This window comes from Rhizobium sp. Rhizsp42, assembly GCF_047304155.1.
GTDB lineage: Bacteria > Pseudomonadota > Alphaproteobacteria > Rhizobiales > Rhizobiaceae > Rhizobium.
Genome location: NZ_JBGLYS010000001.1, coordinates 471,219 through 491,325 on the forward strand (window position 1 = coordinate 471,219; position 20,107 = coordinate 491,325).

General features: G+C 60.8%; 17 protein-coding genes. 9 read left to right on the forward strand and 8 right to left on the reverse strand.

The genetic code is table 11. From position 1 onward, the window contains the following. Window positions 1-2: 2 nt before the first annotated feature. The 5 genes from nrdR to ACCD05_RS02475 all read right to left on the reverse strand — a co-directional run bounded on the left by nrdR (window position 3) and on the right by ACCD05_RS02475 (window position 4,789). The gene (nrdR, locus tag ACCD05_RS02455; protein ID WP_047513200.1) at window positions 3-479 is read right to left on the reverse strand and encodes a transcriptional regulator NrdR; all 477 of its coding nucleotides are present in this window, start codon (window positions 477-479) and stop codon (window positions 3-5) included. Between the two features lie 9 nt (window positions 480-488). Further along, the gene (glyA, locus tag ACCD05_RS02460) at window positions 489-1,787 is read right to left on the reverse strand and encodes a serine hydroxymethyltransferase (RefSeq protein WP_413390940.1); all 1,299 of its coding nucleotides are present in this window, start codon (window positions 1,785-1,787) and stop codon (window positions 489-491) included. A 154-nt stretch (window positions 1,788-1,941) separates the two neighbouring features. Next, complete coding sequence (locus tag ACCD05_RS02465) at window positions 1,942-3,246, reverse strand: L,D-transpeptidase family protein (RefSeq protein ID WP_026283037.1); 1,305 nt, start codon at window positions 3,244-3,246, stop codon at window positions 1,942-1,944. A 459-nt stretch (window positions 3,247-3,705) separates the two neighbouring features. Beyond that, the gene (gene ldtR / locus ACCD05_RS02470) at window positions 3,706-4,221 is read right to left on the reverse strand and encodes a transcriptional regulator LdtR (RefSeq protein ID WP_018898693.1); all 516 of its coding nucleotides are present in this window, start codon (window positions 4,219-4,221) and stop codon (window positions 3,706-3,708) included. A 130-nt stretch (window positions 4,222-4,351) separates the two neighbouring features. After that, window positions 4,352-4,789 carry a DUF6163 family protein gene (locus ACCD05_RS02475; RefSeq protein WP_018898694.1) on the reverse strand — a complete coding sequence of 146 codons (438 nt, stop codon included), beginning with the start codon at window positions 4,787-4,789 and terminating at the stop codon, window positions 4,352-4,354. A gap of 148 nt (window positions 4,790-4,937) precedes the next feature. Between ACCD05_RS02475 and hemB the strand changes: the two genes are divergently transcribed. The 4 genes from hemB to ACCD05_RS02495 all read left to right on the forward strand — a co-directional run bounded on the left by hemB (window position 4,938) and on the right by ACCD05_RS02495 (window position 8,331). After that, entirely contained in the window at window positions 4,938-5,951 is a 1,014-nt protein-coding gene (gene hemB, locus ACCD05_RS02480) for a porphobilinogen synthase (RefSeq protein WP_413390943.1), read from the forward strand. 77 nt (window positions 5,952-6,028) lie between these two features. Then, window positions 6,029-6,487 carry an RDD family protein gene (locus ACCD05_RS02485; RefSeq protein WP_018898696.1) on the forward strand — a complete coding sequence of 153 codons (459 nt, stop codon included), beginning with the start codon at window positions 6,029-6,031 and terminating at the stop codon, window positions 6,485-6,487. A 176-nt stretch (window positions 6,488-6,663) separates the two neighbouring features. Continuing rightward, entirely contained in the window at window positions 6,664-7,440 is a 777-nt protein-coding gene (locus ACCD05_RS02490; protein WP_018898697.1) for an arginyltransferase, read from the forward strand. Beyond that, window positions 7,441-8,331, forward strand: a complete 891-nt coding sequence (locus tag ACCD05_RS02495) for a DMT family transporter (RefSeq protein ID WP_413390945.1) — start codon at window positions 7,441-7,443, stop codon at window positions 8,329-8,331. It abuts the gene before it with no gap. Here the strand turns inward: ACCD05_RS02495 and ACCD05_RS02500 are convergent. Together ACCD05_RS02500 and parC are read right to left on the reverse strand one after the other, a co-directional pair. Continuing rightward, a complete protein-coding gene (locus ACCD05_RS02500; protein WP_047513216.1) occupies window positions 8,267-8,779 on the reverse strand; it encodes an SRPBCC family protein in 513 nt (170 codons plus the stop codon). The genes ACCD05_RS02495 and ACCD05_RS02500 overlap by 65 nt on opposite strands. Before the next feature lie 168 nt (window positions 8,780-8,947). Further along, window positions 8,948-11,206, reverse strand: coding sequence for a DNA topoisomerase IV subunit A (parC, locus tag ACCD05_RS02505; protein ID WP_413390947.1), 2,259 nt, complete (start codon window positions 11,204-11,206; stop codon window positions 8,948-8,950). Between the two features lie 224 nt (window positions 11,207-11,430). Between parC and ACCD05_RS02510 the strand changes: the two genes are divergently transcribed. Continuing rightward, window positions 11,431-12,618 (forward strand): hypothetical protein, encoded by a 1,188-nt coding sequence (locus tag ACCD05_RS02510; protein ID WP_413390949.1) that lies wholly within the window; start codon window positions 11,431-11,433, stop codon window positions 12,616-12,618. A 134-nt stretch (window positions 12,619-12,752) separates the two neighbouring features. Here the strand turns inward: ACCD05_RS02510 and aspS are convergent, their stop codons facing one another. Next, the gene (gene aspS / locus ACCD05_RS02515; RefSeq protein WP_413391073.1) at window positions 12,753-14,543 is read right to left on the reverse strand and encodes an aspartate--tRNA ligase; all 1,791 of its coding nucleotides are present in this window, start codon (window positions 14,541-14,543) and stop codon (window positions 12,753-12,755) included. A 268-nt stretch (window positions 14,544-14,811) separates the two neighbouring features. Here aspS and ACCD05_RS02520 point away from each other — a divergent pair, with 268 nt between their 5' ends. The 4 genes from ACCD05_RS02520 (at window position 14,812) to ACCD05_RS02535 (ending at window position 20,081) form a co-directional block, all read left to right on the forward strand. Beyond that, window positions 14,812-16,215, forward strand: coding sequence for a multicopper oxidase family protein (locus ACCD05_RS02520; protein WP_413390951.1), 1,404 nt, complete (start codon window positions 14,812-14,814; stop codon window positions 16,213-16,215). An 83-nt stretch (window positions 16,216-16,298) separates the two neighbouring features. Beyond that, complete coding sequence (rnd, locus tag ACCD05_RS02525; RefSeq protein WP_413390953.1) at window positions 16,299-17,444, forward strand: ribonuclease D; 1,146 nt, start codon at window positions 16,299-16,301, stop codon at window positions 17,442-17,444. 162 nt (window positions 17,445-17,606) lie between these two features. Further along, a complete protein-coding gene (locus ACCD05_RS02530; protein ID WP_413390955.1) occupies window positions 17,607-18,677 on the forward strand; it encodes an adenylate/guanylate cyclase domain-containing protein in 1,071 nt (356 codons plus the stop codon). Between the two features lie 45 nt (window positions 18,678-18,722). Further along, a complete protein-coding gene (locus ACCD05_RS02535; RefSeq protein WP_413390957.1) occupies window positions 18,723-20,081 on the forward strand; it encodes an esterase-like activity of phytase family protein in 1,359 nt (452 codons plus the stop codon). Window positions 20,082-20,107 lie beyond the last annotated feature (26 nt).

Consider the following 20,107-nt stretch of genomic DNA (forward strand, 5'->3'; position numbering starts at 1 on the left):
GCTCAACTATCCAAAGGATCGCGAGCGATCTTGGCGTTGATCTCCGAGATCACCTTCTCGAAATCCTCGGCATGAGAGAAGTCGCGGTAGACCGAAGCATAGCGCACGAAGCCGACGTCATCGAGGCTCTTCAGCGCTTCGAGAACCTGCAGGCCGATCTGCTCGGAGCTGATCTCGACTTCGCCGGAGCTTTCCAGGCGCCGCACGATGCCCGAGACCGCGCGCTCTATGCGGTCGCGGTCGACGGGGCGCTTGCGCAGGGCGATCTCGAAGGAACGCACCAGCTTGTCGCGATCGAAAGGCACCTTGCGGCCGGTCTTCTTCGAGACCATGAGCTCGCGCAGCTGCACGCGCTCGAAGGTCGTGAAACGACCGCCGCAATCAGGACAAATACGCCTGCGGCGGATGGACGTATTGTCCTCCGCCGGGCGTGAATCCTTGACCTGTGTGTCTTCCGATCCGCAGAATGGGCAGCGCATGCGCTATCCTTAGCCGATGTAGTCGTACATTGGGAAGCGGCCGGTGAGGTTCATCACCTTGTCGCGTACGGCTGCTTCGACGCTGGCATTGCCTTCGTCGGAGTTGGCCGCCTTCAGGCCATCGAGAACCTCGACGATGAGATTGCCGATTTCCTTGAATTCCGCTTCCTTGAAGCCGCGCGTCGTGCCGGCAGGCGCGCCGAGGCGAACGCCGGAGGTGACGAAGGGCTTTTCAGGGTCAAACGGGATGCCGTTCTTGTTGCAGGTGATGTAGGCGCGGCCGAGTGCGGCTTCGGCGCGCTTGCCCGTGGCGTTCTTCTTGCGAAGGTCGACCAGCATCAGGTGGTTGTCGGTGCCGCCGGAGACGACGTCGAGGCCGCCTGCGATGAGCGTTTCCGACAGCGCCTTGGCGTTCTTGACGATCTGGGCGGCGTAATCCTTGAACTCAGGCTGCAGCGCTTCGCCGAAGGCAACGGCCTTGGCAGCGATGATGTGCATGAGCGGGCCGCCCTGGAGACCCGGGAAGACGGCAGAGTTGAACTTCTTCGCCAGATCTTCGTCGTTGGTCAGGATGACACCACCGCGCGGGCCGCGCAGCGACTTGTGGGTCGTCGTGGTCGCAACATGGCAGTGCGGGAACGGCGACGGATGCTGGCCACCGGCAACGAGACCGGCGATGTGAGCCATGTCGACCATCAGATAGGCGCCGACTTCATCGGCGATCTCGCGGAAGCGCTTCCAATCCCAGATGCGGGAATAGGCGGTGCCGCCGGCGATGATGAGCTTCGGCTTGTGGGTGCGTGCCTTTTCAGCGACGTCGTCCATGTCGAGCAGGTTATCGCCTTCGCGAACACCGTAGGAGACGACGTTGAACCACTTGCCGGACATGTTGACCGGCGAACCATGCGTCAGGTGACCGCCCGAATTGAGGTCGAGGCCCATGAAGGTGTCGCCCGGCTGCAGCAGCGCGAGGAAGACGGCCTGGTTCATCTGCGAACCGGAATTCGGCTGAACGTTGGCGAAGTTGACGCCGAAGAGCTTCTTGGCGCGTTCGATCGCAAGCTCTTCCGCGATATCGACGAACTGGCAGCCGCCATAATAGCGCTTGCCCGGATATCCCTCGGCGTACTTGTTGGTCATGATGGAGCCCTGGGCTTCCAGAACCGCGCGGGAAACGATGTTTTCCGAGGCGATCAACTCGATCTCATGACGCTGGCGACCGAGTTCCTTTTGGATCGAACCGAAGATTTCCGGATCGGTATCGGCAAGCGAGCGATTGAAGAAGGTCTGGGTAGAAGCATTGGTCATCGGCGGGCTCCTTAACTGGAATGCGCTAGGCTATTAGCGCCCTGCCCCGCCAAGGGCAATACGGAGAGCGACATTTGCTGGGCAATCTACGCGCAACAAAAAACCGCGCCATGAAAGGCGCGGTTTTTTATAACTCTAAGGCAGCTTTCGGCTCTTACTGAACCGGCTGCTCCATGCCCGCGGTCGTGTCGAGCGCCAGTTCGGCATTGCCGTCCATCTGGTAGATGTCGTCGCGGAACTGCACGATACCGTCAGGCATGCCCCAGGCGGAGATGTAGACGAAGTATACAGGCACTTCCTCGGCCAGCTTGATCGGCGTGTTCACGCGGGTGGTGATCACCTGCTCCATCTGCTGGCGAGACCACGGAGGCGTGTCGCGCAGCAGCCAGGTGGTCAGGTCGCGAACGTTCTGAACGCGGACGCAGCCGGAGGATTCGAAGCGCATGAGCTTGTTGAACAGGCCCTGCTGCGGCGTGTCGTGCATGTACTCGCCGTTCTTGTTGTAGAAGTTGATCTTCGTCGAGGCCATGGCGTTGATCTTGCCCGGATCCTGGCGGAACATCAGGTTCGGCGCCTTTTCGGCGTTCCAGTCGATCGTCTCGGGCGCCACTTCCGTGCCCTTGCCGTCGATCAGACGAATGTTGTTCTTCGTGAGATAAGTCGGGTCCTTGCGCATCAGCGGCACGATGTCCTTTTCGACGATCGAGCGCGGCGCGGTCCAGTAAGGATTGAGGATGACTTCGTAGATCTTCGAGTTGACCAGGTGTGTCGGGCGGCTGAGGCGGCCGACAACCGCGTTGTGACGCGTGACGACGCTGCCGTCCTCAATGCCTTCAACGTAAGCGGCCGGGATGTTGACCATCACGTGGCGACGGCCGAGCTCTTCCGGGAAGGTCTGCAGGCGGATCAGGTTGGTGTTCAGCTGCTGCAGGCGCACGTCGGCCGGGATGTTCATCGCCTTCAGCGTGAATTCACCAAGCACGCCGTCGGCAGGAAGACCATGACGTGCCTGGAAGCGCTTGACCGCACCATCGACGTAGGAATCAAACGACGAGGACATGCCGGCTTCCTGCGGCAGGTCGCCGGTAACGAAGAGGCGCTGGCGCAGGGCCTGGACGGACTGATCGGTGACGCCGATCTGCAGGCGCTGCTGGCCCGGATTGACCTGCGGCCAACCGCCTGCTGATGCGATCTGCTGATACTGGGCAATCGCCTGCTGAATGCTGGGGACGGACTGCGGTCCGAGGATCGGGGTGTTCGACACCACGGCGTTTGCCGTACGCGAAGCGGCTTTCGCATCGAACTGGTCATCCCAGTCACCGCGCTCCGGTGCATTGATGAGCGAATCGATCGCCGATTGCGCCAGTGCCGGCGCCGCTACCGAGCTTGCGCCAACGGCTGCGGCCGAAGCAAGAAATGCCCGCCGAGAAAGAGCTTCAGTACCTGTTTTTTTAGACATGCATCCCAACCACAATAATGCCGCCGCTTGAGAGACCGGTGGCTTTGCCCTTCGTCACCGCGAATAACGCAGTCACTACCCATCCGTTGCCACGGCGCACCTCAAATTCTCGCTGCCGGCGATCACATGATCGCGAGCAGGAAAGACGAGGTTCTCAAAACCCCGGATTCGAAAAGCGCCGATTGCCGTGTATTTCCGCTGCCATGCTAATATGGCCAATTCGTGTCTCCGCCGAAAAGTGCAACTTTAGATAGCGATCGAAGCGAAGAATGAACCAAACCATTGCAAGGATTCTGCCGGCTAATAGCGGCTAAAAGGCGGCTTGAATACAGGGGTTTAAGGCTCGAAGCGCGGTTGGCTGGCCATGCGTTGCAAAGATGCCACGTCGGCGCAAACGGCAAAGCCGGACGCGCAGGGAAACGCATCCGGCTTTCTTTGACCTTGGAGGGGTCTTGTTGCTTAGAGACGATACATGATCGAGTCGTTCCAGAAGCGGTCGAGACGGGTCAGCAGCTTGTTCATCTGCGCGAACTCATCGGTGCCGATGCCGCCGACCTTGTCGATCGATGCCGTGTGGCGCTCATAGAGCTTGGCAACCGTCTCGGCGATTTCCTGACCGGTTTCCGTCAGGCTGATGCGGACCGAGCGACGGTCGATGCGCGAGCGCTGGTGGTTGATGAAGCCGAGGTCGACGAGCTTCTTGACGTTGTAGGAAACGTTGGAGCCCAGGTAGTAACCGCGAGAGCGAAGTTCGCCAGCGGTCAGTTCCGAGTTGCCGATGTTGAAGAGGAGGAGAGCCTGGATGGCGTTGACGTCGCTGCGACCCTGACGGTCGAATTCATCCTTGATGACATCCAGAAGACGGCGGTGAAGACGTTCAACAAGATGAAGGGATTCCATGTAAAGATCGCGGATACCCAGGTCCTGCTGTTCACGGAAGTTCGATACCGCCTGCGGCTTGATTTTCGTATTCATGATGACTGCCTCACTGTTTTGTTTGGCGGTGTTGGTTGTCTTCCCGCCTTGAGACAGACCCTATCGAATACAGATAAAATTCTACTTAAACTGCAGGCTTAACAGTGCCTTACCAAAACGCGCTGTTGTATCAGGGTAAATCAACGCTTACCTGCTGCCGGCGCCGGCGCTTCTCCTGCCACAGCAGAAAGCGGAAAACGGCATATATAATGGCCACCGCCGCATGCAGCAGAATGATGAGTTTGTTGGCTCCGAAAATCTCCGGAAGAAAGCCATACATTATGATCTGGCCACCGGCCGCGAGCACCCAGATGACGGGTCCCCAGGAGACGGCCAGCCAGAGCCCGAGGGCAGCCACAGGAAACAGAACCGCAAGGCTGGTGCTCGCCACCTTCCACGGCAGGCTCAGAAGATCGAAGCGTCCCGCACCGATCAGCGAGTAGCCGACAAGCATCGCCCAATACTGCAATCCGAACCAGAAACACGAGATCGCGATCAGGCGCAGGAACAGGACAAAGAGAACGCCGGTGAGCGTGCTTTTCGGTATGGTCGGAGAATCAGCGTTCATGCGTCAGACAATAGGATTGCTGCGGCGTCTTCGCCAGCGGTTGATCGCAAGCTGTTGATTGGTTGCGGCCATTCGCCCGGTTTGGATTTGTCGGATGGCATGATAATGAGCGCAGCAACAATTCGAACTGCCAAGAGCTGGAACGATCATGCAGGACAAGACACACCTCGTCGATGAAATCACGGGCCACCGCCGGATGCGGCGTAACCGCAAGGCCGACTGGACGCGCCGGATGGTGCAGGAAAACCGGCTGACGGTCGACGATCTGATCTGGCCGGTCTTCGTGGTTCCGGGCTCCGGCATCATCGAGCCGATCCCCGCCATGCCTGGCGTCAACCGCATGAGCGTCGACAAGCTGGTGGAAGCCACCAAGGAAGCGGCCGATCTCGGCATTCCCGCTATCGCGACCTTCCCGAATATAGAGATGTCGCTGCGCGACGAGACCGGCTCCAACAGCCTGGAAGCGAACAACCTGATCAACCAGGCAACAATCGCCATCAAGAAGGCCGTGCCGAATATCGGCGTCATCACCGACGTGGCGCTCGACCCCTTCACCAGCCACGGCCATGACGGCATCCTGCGCGGCAACGAGATCGTCAATGACGAGACGGTCGACCAGGTTGCGCGCGCAGCCGTGATGCAGGCCGATGCCGGCTCAGACATCATCTCGCCGTCCGAAATGATGGACGGCCGCATCGGCGCGATCCGCCGGGCGCTTGACGCCGCCGGGCACCAGGATGTCGGGATCATGAGCTATGCGACGAAGTTCGCTTCCGCCTTCTATGGCCCATACCGCGAGGCGATCTCTACCGGCGGGCTACTGAAGGGTGACAAGAAGAGCTACTATATCGACCCGGCCAACGGCACCGAGGCGATCCGCGACGCGGCGCTCGATGTCGAGGAAGGCGCCGACATGCTGATGGTCAAGCCCGGCCTGCCCTATATCGACATCTGCTGGCGGATGAAGGAAGCATTCGGCCTTCCGACCTTCGCCTATCAGGTGTCGGGCGAATATTCGCAGATCAAGGCGGCGGCGATGAACGGCTGGATTGACGGCGAAAAGGCGATGCTCGAGACCCTGCTAGCCTTCAAGCGCGCCGGCTGCGACGGCATCCTCACCTACTTCTCCATCGAGGTCGCCAAGATTCTCGCCAAGCGCTGATCGCTTCGCGCTAATATTGCATTCGCAGAGAGCGTCACCATATCAGCGGTAGCCACTCTCGAAAGGAGACCGTAACGATGTCGCTCAACCCGAACCCGCTCTATGCCGCACCTGACGATTGGCGCGCCTATAGCGGCACGCTGAGCCGGCGCGTTTTTGCGTTCATCCTCGACTATGTGATCATTCTGCTGCTCTGCATTCCGGCGGCGGTCATCCTGTTCTTCCTGTCGATCGTCACGCTCGGCCTCGGTTTCTTTCTTTATCCGGCGCTGTTCGTGATCGTCGCTGGCCTCTATTTCGGCTTCACGGTCGGCGGCTCGAGCCAGGCATCGCTTGGCATGCGCGCGATGGGGATTGCGATCGTGCGCGTCGATGGGCGGGAGATGGATTTCCTGACGGCGATCGTTCACCTGGCGCTGTTCTGGATCCTGAACTCGGTTCTGACGCCGCTGATTCTGCTGGTCGGCCTGTTCACCGAACGCAGCCGCCTGCTGCACGATTTTCTCGTCGGCACGGTGACGGTCAGAACCGCCTGAGATTGATCAAGTCTCTGAAATAAGCGGATTTCCCCTCTTTTTGAGGGGAAATTTTTGGCCAATATCCGAAAGTATAATCAGTCACAAAGCGCGGCGCACTGCCGCGCTGTTGACGTTTTCTTTTCTTAAGTCATGCTGTCATTTCAGCATGCAACCTAAGGACATCTCAGCAGCAGATGAATACGCAGACCACGCCATCTCCGCAGTTTTATCTGACGGCCCCGGCTGCCTGCCCTTACCTTGCGCATGAGATGGAACGAAAGGTTTTTACGCATCTCGTCGGCCCCCGCGCCGCCGAGATGAATGACATCCTGACGCAAGGCGGATTTCGCCGCTCGCAGAACATCGCCTACCGCCCGGCCTGTGAAGCTTGCCGGGCCTGTGTCTCGGTTCGCATCCTCGCCGACGAGTTCGAGCCGACCAAGTCGATGAAGCGGGTCATCGCCACCAATTCCGATATCATCTCGACAGAATTTCCGGCGCAGCCATCGAGCGAGCAATATTCGCTGTTTCGCCGCTATCTCGACTATCGCCACCAGCAGGGCGGCATGTCGGACATGACGGTGCTCGATTATGCGATCATGGTCGAGGATACGCACGTCAACACCAAGATCATCGAGTATCGCCGGCGTGTGGAAGGCTCCGGACTGGAAACGCGGCCGAGCGGCGAACTGATTGCGGCGGCCCTGACCGACACGATGAGCGACGGGCTCTCGATGGTCTACTCCTACTTCAATCCCGATCTCGACAAGCGCTCGCTCGGCACCTTCATGATCCTCGATCACATCAGACGGACAAAGGCGCTCGGCCTGCCGCATGTCTATCTCGGCTACTGGGTTCAAGGCTCGCGGAAAATGGACTACAAGACCCGCTACCAGCCGCAGGAACATCTGACCGCGCGCGGCTGGGAGCGTTTCGATCCAACATCCCTTCCCGAAGGTAGCCAGCCCTAAATGAGTTTCCTCACCCTTTCCGATCATCGGAAGGGCCTGCTGCTGACGGCGATCGGCGGCCTTGCGCTCTCCATGGACATTCCGCTCGTGCGTCTCGCCCATGGCGACATGTGGTCGATTGTCGGCATGCGCAGCATCACAACGGTTGCCGTGACGTTGCTGATCCTTTGCGCGATGCGGTGGATTAAGGGAAGCTGGCCGGCGATGGTGCCCGGCAAGCCGGGCCTGCTCGCCGGACTTCTCTACGGGCTATCGACTATAACATTCCTGCTTGCGGTGTTTAACACGACCACCGCTAACGTGGTCTTCATCGTCGCCTTCAATCCGATGTTCGGCGCGCTGCTGTCATGGCTGTTCCTGAAGGAGCGCCCGTCGGTGTCGACGCTGGTGACCATGGCGGTGATGATTGTCGGCGTCGGCCTGATCGTCGGCGACGGCCTGGCCGGCGGCCACAGCTTCGGGGATGCGATGGCGCTCTTGACGGCGCTGGTGCTTGCGGGTGCGATTACCGTCGGGCGCGCGTCACGTCGCGCCATGGGCTTCGTGCCGTTGCTTGCTGCGGCCTTTCCCGCCGCGCTTGGCCTCGCGAACGCTTTGCCGGCAGGCCTCGTGATCGAGCATCCCGCCTGGATCATCTTCAACGGTGCGGTGCTGATGCCAGTGTCGTTCTGGTGCCTTGCCAGCGGGCCGCGCTATCTGTCGGCACCCGAGGTCGGCATGTTCTATCTGCTCGAGACCATTCTTGCGCCGATCTGGATCTGGCTGATCTTCGCGGAAACGCCGCCGGTCATGACATTGATCGGCGGCTTCATCCTCGTCACCGCGATTATGGCGCACTCGCTTTGGATGGTTCGGAAACAGCCTGCGACGCAACAAGCTCCGGCAGCTTGACCGTGTGAGCCGCATCGAGCTCGCGCTCCAGCCCGTTCAGCACGTGCGTCCAGCCGCGATGGGTCTGCTCTTCAAAAGCCGACCACTCAGCGCACATTTCATGCGACAGCGTCAGGCGCGTGCCCTCGCCCAGCGGCTCGATTTCGACGCGGATGCGATCGGCATTGTGATCGTGTTCGGCGACCGAAAACGAGAACACCATCAGGCGCGGCCGACGCATTTCGAGAAATACGCCATAATGAACGGCGTCACCGGTCGGCCGTCTGTCGATGACGAGAAAATGGCCGCCAACGCGCGGCTCGATATCGGCGCGGATGACCCGGCCGTCATCGGTGGCGAAGAGGAAGCGTTTGGCGATTTCGGGGTTGAGCCAGGCGTCATAAACCTCGCAGGGCGAGGCATTGTAGGTGTGGCCGACTGAAAGCGTAATGGTCTTGCAAGCGCTCATCAACATTCCTCCGTGATCGGACCTCCATGATCGGACATGCCGCCTTCCCACGAAGGCGCCACATACGATCATTCCGTCCGCCTTCGGAATGATGTTTGTCCATGTTGTGATTACAGGACAGAACTAGAGGAAATGCCCCGCTCGCCAAGAGCGGGACGCTGATATATTTCAGCCGGCGAACTTGCCGCTGCGGGGGAAGCCTTTGGGAACCGTGCGGCCGGCGGAAGCGCGGTCGGCGAGCCACTCGGCCAGCTCGTCCTTGTTCTTGCTGAACGTACGGCCGGCGCTGTCTTCCCAGACGAGGCCATCCGCTATCGCGAAGCAGCGAACGTCGGAAATCCCGCCATCCTTGTAGCGCTGCAGGCGAACGCCCTTGCCGCGCGACATCTCCGGAACCTGATCGAGCGGGAAGACGAGAAGCTTGCGGTTTTCGCCGACAACAGCAACGTGGTCACCGGAGACGGGCACGAGCAGCTTGGTCTCGTCGGGCATGGAGACGTTCATGATCTGCTTGCCCTTGCGGGTATTGGCGACCATGTCGGTCTCGGCGACGACGAAGCCGTTGCCTGCTGTCGAGACGATCATCTGCTTGCGCTGCGGATCGTGGACGAATGCCGTCAGCACGTCCTGGTCGTTGTCCATGTCGATCATGATACGCAACGGCTCGCCATGGCCACGGCCACCCGGCAGCTTGTCGCCGCCGAGCGTGAAGGCCTTGCCGCCGGTGGTGATGACAAGGATCTTGTCCGTCGTCTGCGCCGGGAATGCGATCCTCAGCGCGTCGCCTTCCTTGAAGGTCAGCGTCGCGGTGTCGGAGATGTGGCCCTTCAACGCGCGGATCCAGCCCTTTTCGGAAACGACGACGGTGATCGGTTCCTTCTCGATCATCGCCTGCTGGATCGCCTGCTCGTCGGCATCGGGCGCTTCGGCGAACTGGGTGCGGCGGCGGCCGAGTTCGGTCGCCTTGGCGAACTTCTTCTTCACCTCGCCGATTTCCCAGGCGACGGTCTGCCACTGCTTGTCCTCGGAGGCGAGCAGCGCTTCGATCTCGGCCTTTTCCTTGCTCAGCGCGTCGAACTCGGTGCGGATCTCGAATTCTTCCAGCTTGCGCAAGGAGCGCAGGCGCATGTTGAGGATGGCTTCGACCTGGATCTCGGTCAGCGACCAGCGCGCGACCATGACGGGCTTGGGCTCATCCTCCTCGCGGATGATGCGGATCACCTCGTCGATGTTGAGGTAAGCGATCAGCAAACCGCCCAGGACTTCCAGGCGACGTTCGATCGCAGCAAGACGGAAACGCGAACGACGCTGAAGCACGTCGCGACGATGGTCCAGCCATTCCTTCAGAACCTCGTTCAGGGCCATGACGCGCGGAATGCGGCCCATGGAGAGAACGTTCATGTTCAACGGGAAACGGCTTTCGAGTTCCGTAAGCTTGAACATGGATTCCATGAGGATGGTCGGGTCGACGGTGCGGTTCTTCGGAACCAGCACGACGCGGACGTCTTCAGCCGACTCGTCGCGGATATCTTCCAGCAGCGGCAGCTTGCGGGCGATCAAGAGCTCGGCGATCTTCTCGATCAGGCGCGACTTCTGCACCTGGAATGGAATCTCGGTGACGACGATCTGATAGCCGCCGCGGCCGAGATCCTCGGTCTCCCACTTGGCGCGCGTGCGGAAGCCGCCGCGGCCGGTCTTGTAGGCGTCGATGATCGTCTGGCGGTCGTCGATGATGATGCCGCCGGTCGGGAAATCCGGGCCCGGAATGAACTGCTCCACAAGCGTCTCGACCGTCGCATCCGGATGCTTGATCAGATGCAGCGCCGCGTCGCACAGTTCATGTGCGTTGTGCGACGGGATCGAGGTCGCCATGCCGACGGCGATGCCCGACGAGCCGTTGGCGAGAAGGTTCGGGAAGGCGCCGGGGAGAACCGTCGGTTCCTGGTCTTCCTCGTTATAAGTCAGCCGGAAATCGACGGCGTCCTGGTCGACACCCTCGAGCAAAAGCCCGGCGACATCGGTCATGCGGGCTTCGGTGTATCGATAGGCGGCTGCGCTGTCGCCATCGATGTTGCCGAAGTTCCCCTGCCCGTCGACGACGGGATAACGCTGCGAGAAATCCTGGGCGAGACGGACCAGCGCATCGTAGACCGACTGGTCGCCGTGCGGGTGGAATTTACCGATGACGTCACCGACGATACGGGCGCATTTCTTGAAGGCCGAGTTCGGGCGGATGCCCATCTCGCTCATCGCGTGGATGATGCGGCGATGAACCGGCTTCAGGCCGTCGCGAACGTCGGGGAGCGCGCGGTGCATGATGGTCGACAGCGCGTAGGCGAGATAACGCTCTTCGAGCGCCGCCTTCAGGTCGATCGGAAGAATGCTGTCATCGTCTCCGCCAGAGGGCGGCAAAATCTCTTGTCCCATACCTTCTGACTAACCGAGATGGTTGATGTGAGCAAGGAATCCGGGCATTGCGGCTGTGGATGAAGTCTCCGAACAGAAAGAAAACAACCGCTAAAACCTTTCTGCCCGAATTTGGACTTTGTTTGCTTATCCCTTCAACATAATTTTAGAAAACACGAAATATAAACCGGCACAAATCCATCGTAGATTATGGCCAACCGCCCACTTGGATCTGAGGAACACCCATGACATTTTACCGGACGACACGGCTCATGCTTTCGGGCGTGGCATTCCTTTCTCTCGCCGGCTCCGCTTTCGCGCTCGATGGCCAGGATCTGCTGACGAAGATCAATGCTGCCTACACGCTGCAGGGCGGCACGCTCGCGGCCGATGGCGTCGATGTCGACGGCAAGACCGTGACGCTGAAGAACGCCAGCTTCAAGCCGAACAACGGCAGCGCTCTGCCGATCGGCGAAATCACGCTTTCGGGCGTCGAGGAAGACGAGGACGGCGGCTACTACATCGAGGAAGCAGCCTTCCCCGATATCAACACCACCAATGACGGCGCGACGCTGACCGTGACCGAGCTGTCGCTCGGCGGCATCTCCATCCCTGCCGACGCCAAGGGCGAAGGCCTCTCCTCCATGCTGCTCTACGAGAGCGCCCACAGCGGCCCGCTGAAGGTCGTCAAGGATGGCGCGGAAGTGTTCTCGCTCGGCGGCAGCGATGTGAACCTGACGCTGCGCGAAGACGAGTCCGGCTTCGATTTCGACGGCGCCTTCAAGAGCCTCAAGGCTGATTTGAGCAAGGCGGCCGATCCGCAGAACAAGGAAGCGATCGAGAAGCTGGCGCTGCAGCAGGTCAATGGCGACATCACCATGAAGGGCGCCTGGGACCTGGCACCGGGCACGATCGACGTGTCCGAGTTCGCCTTCGACTTCAGCAATGTCGGCAAGCTCAACCTCGCCTTCAAGGTCAATGGCTACACGCTCGCCTTCGTGAAGTCGCTGCAGGAAGCCGCCCAGCAAGCCGAAGCCAACCAGAACAAGGACCAGGCCCAGCAGGCCTTCGGCCTTGCCATGCTTGGCTTGTTGCAGCAACTGTCCTTCGAAAGCGCCCAGATCCGCTTCGACGACGCCTCGATCACCAAACGCGCGCTTGATTACGCCGGCAGCCAGCAGGGCATGTCGGGCAAGCAGATGGCCGACTCGCTGAAGGCGATGGCGCCGATCATGCTGGCGCAGCTCAACATCCCCGAGCTGCAGAACGCCCTATCGGCCGCCCTCAACACCTTCCTCGACGACCCGAAGAGCCTGACCGTCAACGCCGCTCCGGCCAAGCCCGTGCCGTTCCCGATGATCATGGGTGCCGCCATGGGCGCCCCGAACACGCTGCCGCAGGTGCTCGGCGTGAAGGTTTCGGCGAACGATTGATCGCCTTGACATGAAATCAGGAAGGCCCGGCGCGCATTGCTCGCCGGGCCTTTTTTGTTGCCCGCAAACGATCGGGGCCAGAAACGAAAAAAGCCCGACTCGCGCCGGGCTTTTCTCATTCAAACGATGTTCGCTCAGTCCTTCTTGACCGGCGGCATGACGCGCAGCGACAGTTCCATCAGCTGCTTCGGCGTTGCCGGCGATGGGGCGTTCATCAGGAGATCCTGCGCCTGCTGGTTCATCGGGAACAGCGTGATTTCGCGCAGGTTCTTGGCGCCGAGCAGGAGCATCACGACGCGGTCGATACCGAAGGCGCAGCCGCCGTGCGGAGGCGCGCCGTACTGGAAGGCGCGATACATGCCGCCGAAGCGCTCCTCGACATCGGTCTGGCTGAGGCCGACCAGCTCGAAGGCCTTGACCATGGCTTCCGGCGACTGGTTACGGATCGAGCCCGAGGCGATTTCGAAGCCGTTGCAGACGGCGTCGTACTGGTAGGCCTTGAGCGACAGCGGGTCTTGGCTCTGCAGCGCTTCCAAACCACCCTGCGGCATCGAGAAGGGGTTGTGGGCGAAGTCGATCTTCTTGTCTTCCTCGCTCCATTCGTAGAACGGGAAGTCGATGATCCAGCACAGTTCGAAACGGTCGCGATCGACCAGGTTCAGGTCTTCACCCGCCTTGGTGCGCGCTTCGCCAGCGAACTTGTAGAACTTCGCAGGTTCACCGGCGACGAAGAAGGCGGCGTCGCCTGCTTCAAGGCCAAGCTGGACGCGGAGAGCTTCGGTGCGCTCTTCGCCGATGTTCTTGGCGAGCGGACCGGAGCCGACCACCTTGCCGTCTTCTTCCTTCCAGAAGATGTAGCCGAGGCCCGGCTGGCCAAGGGACTGGGCCCAGGCGTTCATGCGGTCGCAGAACGCGCGGCTGCCGCCGGTCTTGGCCGGGATCGCCCAGACTTCGACCTTCGGGTTGGAGGCGATCATGCCGGCGAAGACCTTGAAGCCGGAGCCTGCGAAGTGTTCGGTGACGGCCTGCATCTCGATCGGGTTGCGCAGATCGGGCTTGTCGGAGCCGTACTTGCGGATCGCGACGTCGTAAGGGATGCGCGGCCATTCCTTGGTGACCGGCTTGCCTTCGGCGAACTGCTCGAAGACAGACGTCATGATCGGGGCCATCGTGTCCCAGACGTCTTCCTGGGTGACGAAGCTCATTTCCAGGTCGAGCTGGTAGAATTCGCCCGGCAGACGATCGGCGCGCGGGTCTTCATCGCGGAAGCACGGCGCGATCTGGAAGTAGCGGTCGAAACCGGCGACCATCAGGAGCTGCTTGTACTGCTGCGGCGCCTGCGGCAGGGCGAAGAACGTGCCGGGGTGGATACGCGACGGCACAAGGAAGTCGCGCGCGCCTTCGGGCGAGGACGCCGTCAGGATCGGGGTCGTGTATTCGCCGAAGCCGGCCGACGTCATGCGGTTGCGGATATCGGAAATGATCTGGCTGCGCTTGACGATGTTCTTGTGCAGCGTCTCGCGGCGCAGGTCGAGGAAGCGGTACTTGAGGCGGATGTCCTCAGGATAATCCGGCTCGCCGAAGACCGGCAGCGGCAGTTCCTTGGCTTCGGAGAGGACTTCGATCTCCTGGGCGTAGAGTTCGATCTCGCCGGTCGCCATGTTCTTGTTGACGGTGTCTTCCGAACGCGCCTTGACGACGCCGTCGATGCGGATGACCCACTCGCCGCGAACGGTTTCGGCGATCTTGAAGGCCGGGCTATCCGGATCGGCGACGACCTGGGTCATGCCGTAGTGGTCGCGAAGGTCGATGAAGAGAACGCCGCCATGGTCACGAACGCGGTGGACCCAGCCGGAAATCCGGACATTGGCGCCGACATCCGCCTTGCGGAGGGCTGCACATGTGTGGCTGCGGTAACGATGCATCATCTCAATTTCCAGTATTTGGCTTGAAGACGGCAGCAGGGGCTCCAAAAGCTCTCTCGCGCCGACAAGAAAATCGGGCGGAAAAGCGCATGTGCGGCCTGATTTGTCAAGACTTGGCACCGCTCGCACGTGCTTTGCGCGCGGTTTTCGACGCGGTCGCGGCCTTATCTTATGCCAGGCTCTGCGGCAGTTTGGCTGCACAAGGCATATTGCTGAAGGTCGCGGTCAACTTTAAAGAGGACGTATCATTCTTCTCCGGAGTCCTGCCATGCCCCTCCTCACCCGCCGCAACCTTCTGAAGGCTTCCGCCGTCGCCGGCGCTTACGGGGTGGGCATCGGCATTGCCGGCAAGTTCGGCCTGGCGGAAGCGGCACCGAAGCCGCAGGTACTGAAAGCGCTGAAGACGCAGGCAACGCTCACCGACGCCGGTGTGACCAAGAACATCATGACTTGGGGTAATCCGGGGAACGATGCGGGAATGCCGCCCGTGCTGCGGATGACCAAGGGCAAGCCCTATGCGGCGCGGCTGACCAACACGCTCGACGAACCCACCACCATTCATTGGCATGGCCTGCGCATTCCCAACAAGATGGACGGCGTGCCGTTCATGACGCAGCCCTATGTCTATACCGGCGACAGCTTCGACTACGCCTTCACACCGCCCGATGCCGGAACCTTCTGGTATCATCCGCATTGCAATACGCTGGCGCAGATGGGCCAGGGCATGACCGGCGTGATCGTGGTCGATGATCCGGCTGACCCGACATTCGATTCCGAAGTGGTGCTGAACCTGCGCGACTGGCGCCTTGGCGGCGATGGCCAGTTCATTGCGGCATTCCGGCCGCGCGATGCGGCGAAGACCGGCACCTACGGAACTGTCCGCACAGCAAACTGGCACCAGGAGCCGCAATATGACGCGCCGGCCGGCGGCCTGATACGCCTGCGCATCGCCGTCACCGACGTAACACGCATCTTCTCGCTGAAGATGGAAGGCGCCGAGGCGACCGTGATCGCGATCGACGGCAATCCCGTGCCGAAGCGCTTCCCGCTCGGCCTGCTGCTGATCGGCCCAGGCCAGCGCCTCGATCTTGCCGTTCGCATGCCAGATTCCGAAGGCGCGGTTGCGACGCTGGAGGACATTCGCGGCACCACGCCGAAAACGATCGCCAAGCTGCGTTCGGTGGGCACCTCGCTCAAGCGCAATGTCGGCGACCTCGCGGCACTCGCGGAGAACCCCGTCGCCAAGGCCGACCTGTCTTCGGCGGAGAAAATCTCCGTCGTGCTCAGCGCCACCGCCGAGAATGCGCCGGTCGATAGCATCTGCGGGACGCTGGGCTACAGCTTCTGGGCCATCAACAAGGTGCCGTGGCCGGGCGACACGAATGACCCGACGGCACCGCTTTCGGAACTGAAGCTCGGCAAGAGCTATATCCTGCAGCTGGAGAACGTGACGCCGCATACGCATCCGATCCACCTGCACGGGATGAGCTTCACGGTACTCTCATCGTCCACGCGGGAGGTCATGCCGCTCGTCACCGACACCTATCTGGTGCAGCCGGACGAGAAGGTGCAGCTAGCCTTTGTCGCCGACAATCTCGGCGATTGGCTGTTGCATTGCCACATCATTGAGCATCAGAAGACCGGCATGACGAGTTATGTCAGGGTTGTTTGACCACTCTTTGCCGGTAGCGGTTGACATATTGGGCCGAAAGGAGAAGGAAGGTTCAACTATGTCTATCCTGCGAATGAATTGAGATGATTGAAACAACCGCCGATTTGGAGGCGGCCTGCATCGAGCTGGCCAAGTCAGAATTCATTACTATCGACACCGAGTTTCTGCGAGAGACGACGTTCTGGCCGGAGCTTTGCTTGATCCAGATGGCGAGCCCGACGACGGAAGTGCTTGTCGATCCGCTGGCCAAGGGTCTCGACCTGAGACCCTTCTTCGAGCTGATGGCCAATTCCAGCGTGCTGAAGGTGTTCCACGCCGCGCGCCAGGATATCGAAATCATCTACAACCGGGGCGGCCTCATTCCGCATCCGATCTTCGACACGCAGGTTGCGGCGATGGTCTGCGGCTTCGGCGATTCCGTCTCGTACGACCAGCTGGTCAGCCGCACCAAGGGCGTGCAGATCGACAAGTCCTCGCGCTTCACCGACTGGAGCCGCCGTCCGCTTTCCGAAAAGCAGCTCGACTATGCGCTGGCCGACGTGACGCATCTGCGCGACGTCTACCTCTATCTCAAGGCAGAGCTCGAGCGCGAAGGCCGCTCCTTGTGGCTCTCCGAGGAGATGGATGTGCTCGAGGCGAAAGAGACCTACGACATTCATCCCGACGATGCCTGGCAGCGCCTGAAGATGCGCCTGCGCAAGCCGCAGGAACTTGCCGTGCTGAAATACGTGGCCGCTTGGCGCGAGCGTGAAGCGCGCAGCCGCAACGTGCCGCGTTCGCGCGTCATCAAGGACGACGCGATCTATGAGATCGCCCAGCAGCAGCCGAAGGACGCCGAGGCGCTTGGCCGCCTTCGCACCATCCCGAAGGGTTGGGAACGGTCGTCGGCCGGTGCCGCCGTCGTTGAGGCGGTGAATATCGCACTCGCCTTGCCCAAGGCCGAGATGCCGCATGCGCCGAAACAAACCCAGGCGCCGGAGGGAGCAGCTGCCGCAGCCGAGCTCCTGAAGGTTCTGTTGAAGCTGATCTCGGAAAAGCACGGCGTCGCGCCCAAGGTGATCGCCAACAGCGAGGATCTGGACAAGATCGCCGCCGAAGGTGAGAACGCAGATGTGGGCGCGCTGCGCGGCTGGCGCCGGGAGCTGTTCGGCGATCCGGCCCTGCAGCTGATCAAGGGCGACGTCGCGTTGCGTTTCGTCGGCAAGAAGGTCGAGACGGTCGCTCTGTAAGTCGCGACGCAAATTTTGCGTTGCCTCGATTCAGGCCATAACTGCGCCCAATCATTCAGCTAAATCTTTTCGGGAGGGACTTCCGGTCCCCTTCCGAAAGGGCTTACGCGCGCCTACATTGCTTCAGACGCACGCTGGCCAAGGCTGAACGAAAAGACCCTTATGAGAGAAGTATCCCCAGTCCAGAACTGGCTTCTGATCATGCTCGTCATGGCGGGAAGCGGCGTGCTCTACAGCGTCATGTTCTTCCAGGACAGCCGCCCGTTCATCGGCGCCGTCTTCGCGCTGTGCATGGGCATGCCGATCATCGCTTTTGAGCGAAAGGTGATCTTTCGCGCGCTGCACAACCGGATTGAAGCGCTGCCGACGCTCACCTTCTTCCTCGCCGAGCTTTTCATCTACGAAGTGCTGATGAGTGTCGGCTTCGCAGCTGCCGGCCTCTCTTTGTGGGGAACGGGCATTGTCATCCCGCATTACTGGGTCGACATGGTGGTGTTGCCGTTCAACGCCTTTCTTTATGCGCTGGCCGTCTGCTCGCTGATGATCTTCGTTCTCAGAGTTCGCGAGTTGCTGGGCCGCGAGGTGTTCACCAGCATGCTCGTCAGCCGCTACCGCAAGCCGGTCAGCGAAGAGCGGGTGTTTCTTTTCATCGACCTCGTCGATTCGACGACCTTCGCGGAGAAGCATGGCGACTTGCGCGCACAGCAGATGCTGAGCTCGCTATTCGCGGCCTTCGCCGAGCCGGTGCGCAAATACAAGGGAACGATCGTCGACTATGTCGGCGATGCCGCGATCATTACCTGGCCGCTGGACCGTGGCGTCAAATTCGCGCGCTGCGTCAATTGCATCTTCGACATCATCAATGCGATCGAAGCGGATGCCGAGAGCTGGCTGACGACCTATGGGCAGGTGCCGAGGTTGCGCGCGGCGCTCCATGGCGGCAGCATCATCACCGCTGAAATCGGCGTCGACCATCACAAGATCACGTATTTCGGCGATACGATCAACACCGCGTCGCGGCTTGAATCGCTCTGCAAGACGCTGAACCGCTCGGTGCTGATATCGACCGACCTCGCCCAGCGGATCCAACTCCCGGCCAAGGTTGTGGCGGAGGATCTCGGGCAACACGCCGTCAAGGGGCGCGGACAGAGCCTCGGCGTGATCTCGCTCGTCAAGGCGGACGACCGCATAGCGTCACCAAAGCTTCACGCGGGTGTCAAAGCGCCGACATAAGAGGCCTGCTAATCGAAGCCCGCATTCCATCACATGGGGGTTTCGATGAAAAATGCTCTCCTTGCTTCTGTTTCATTTGTTCTTTTGATCTCCGGTTCGGCCATGGCCGACCAGCAGCAGTTTCCCGCGAAGCTCGCCGCCCAGGCTATTCTGCCGGCGAACACCATGGTGCCGGCTCCCGCCGATGCGCCCGAATTCCTCAAGCACTCCGGCAAGTTCACGACGCCGGATCGCAAGCGCACCGAGGCGCTCGGCACCGTTCCGGGCAAGGACGGTGCACGCGTGACCGACCTCAAGCTTCCCTTCGACGGACAGCCAATCCAGGGCTTCTCCGGTATCAAGACCATGGAAGACGGCACGTTCTGGACGCTGTCTGACAACGGCTTCGGCTCAAAGGCCAACTCCAGCGACGCCATGCTTTTCCTGCATCAGGTGAAGTTCGATTGGGCAACCGGCAAGGTCGAGGTCGTCAAGAACCTGTTCCTGTCCGATCCCGACAAGAAGGCGCCCTTCCCGATCGTGCTTGAAGGTGCGGAGAAGCGTTACCTCACAGGCGCCGATTTCGATATCGAATCCATCCAGCCGATCGCCGACGGTTTCTGGATCGGCGAGGAGTTCGGGCCTTACATCCTGAAGTTCGACACCGAGGGCAAGCTGACCGACGTCGTTTCCACCGTCGTCAACGGCAAGCCGGTGCTGTCGCCCGACAACCCGACGCTCTCGGTTCCGGCAAACCCGGTCGCCAAGATGCCGGCCTTCAATCTGAAGCGCTCAGGCGGCTTCGAAGGCCTTGCCATGTCCAAGGACGGATCCAAGCTTTACGGTCTGCTCGAAGGCCCGCTCTTCCAGGACGACGGCAAGGTCGAGACGGTCGATGGCCGGACCGCCATCCGCATCGTCGAGTTCGACACGGCGGCCAAGAACTGGACCGGCCGCAGCTGGCTCTATCCGCTGGAAGAAAAAGGCATCGCGATCGGCGACTTCAACATGCTCGACGACAGCACCGCGCTGGTGATCGAGCGTGACAACGGCGCCGGCAGCAAGGACAAGGCTTGCGCCGACCCGAAGCAGCCGAAGGCAGATTGCTTCGAGGCTCCCGCCGAGCTGAAGCGCATCTACAAGATCGAGTTCAACGACGCCAACGCAAACGGCGCCGTTCGCAAGATCGGCTATATCGACCTTCTCGACATCAAGGATCCGGACAACAAGAAAAAGGCCGGCACCAAGGATGGCGTCTACGACATGCCGTTCGTGACGATCGAGAACGTCGACCGCGTCGATGCCACCCATATCGTGGTCGGCAACGACAACAACCTGCCCTTCTCGGCCGGCCGCGCCGTCGACAAGGCTGACGACAACGAGTTCAGCCTGCTCGAAGTCGGCGAACTGCTGAACGCCAAGTAAGCTGCGATCGAAATCAAAACGGCCCC

Coding starts and splice junctions, on each gene's coding strand:
- nrdR (WP_047513200.1), bottom strand. CDS start 479: ATGCGCTGCCCATTCTGCGGATCGGAAGACACACAGGTCAAGGATTCA.
- glyA (WP_413390940.1), bottom strand. CDS start 1,787: ATGACCAATGCTTCTACCCAGACCTTCTTCAATCGCTCGCTTGCCGAT.
- ACCD05_RS02465 (WP_026283037.1), bottom strand. CDS start 3,246: ATGTCTAAAAAAACAGGTACTGAAGCTCTTTCTCGGCGGGCATTTCTT.
- ldtR (WP_018898693.1), bottom strand. CDS start 4,221: ATGAATACGAAAATCAAGCCGCAGGCGGTATCGAACTTCCGTGAACAG.
- ACCD05_RS02475 (WP_018898694.1), bottom strand. CDS start 4,789: ATGAACGCTGATTCTCCGACCATACCGAAAAGCACGCTCACCGGCGTT.
- hemB (WP_413390943.1), top strand. CDS start 4,938: ATGCAGGACAAGACACACCTCGTCGATGAAATCACGGGCCACCGCCGG.
- ACCD05_RS02485 (WP_018898696.1), top strand. CDS start 6,029: ATGTCGCTCAACCCGAACCCGCTCTATGCCGCACCTGACGATTGGCGC.
- ACCD05_RS02490 (WP_018898697.1), top strand. CDS start 6,664: ATGAATACGCAGACCACGCCATCTCCGCAGTTTTATCTGACGGCCCCG.
- ACCD05_RS02495 (WP_413390945.1), top strand. CDS start 7,441: ATGAGTTTCCTCACCCTTTCCGATCATCGGAAGGGCCTGCTGCTGACG.
- ACCD05_RS02500 (WP_047513216.1), bottom strand. CDS start 8,779: ATGAGCGCTTGCAAGACCATTACGCTTTCAGTCGGCCACACCTACAAT.
- parC (WP_413390947.1), bottom strand. CDS start 11,206: ATGGGACAAGAGATTTTGCCGCCCTCTGGCGGAGACGATGACAGCATT.
- ACCD05_RS02510 (WP_413390949.1), top strand. CDS start 11,431: ATGACATTTTACCGGACGACACGGCTCATGCTTTCGGGCGTGGCATTC.
- aspS (WP_413391073.1), bottom strand. CDS start 14,543: ATGCATCGTTACCGCAGCCACACATGTGCAGCCCTCCGCAAGGCGGAT.
- ACCD05_RS02520 (WP_413390951.1), top strand. CDS start 14,812: ATGCCCCTCCTCACCCGCCGCAACCTTCTGAAGGCTTCCGCCGTCGCC.
- rnd (WP_413390953.1), top strand. CDS start 16,299: ATGATTGAAACAACCGCCGATTTGGAGGCGGCCTGCATCGAGCTGGCC.
- ACCD05_RS02530 (WP_413390955.1), top strand. CDS start 17,607: ATGAGAGAAGTATCCCCAGTCCAGAACTGGCTTCTGATCATGCTCGTC.
- ACCD05_RS02535 (WP_413390957.1), top strand. CDS start 18,723: ATGAAAAATGCTCTCCTTGCTTCTGTTTCATTTGTTCTTTTGATCTCC.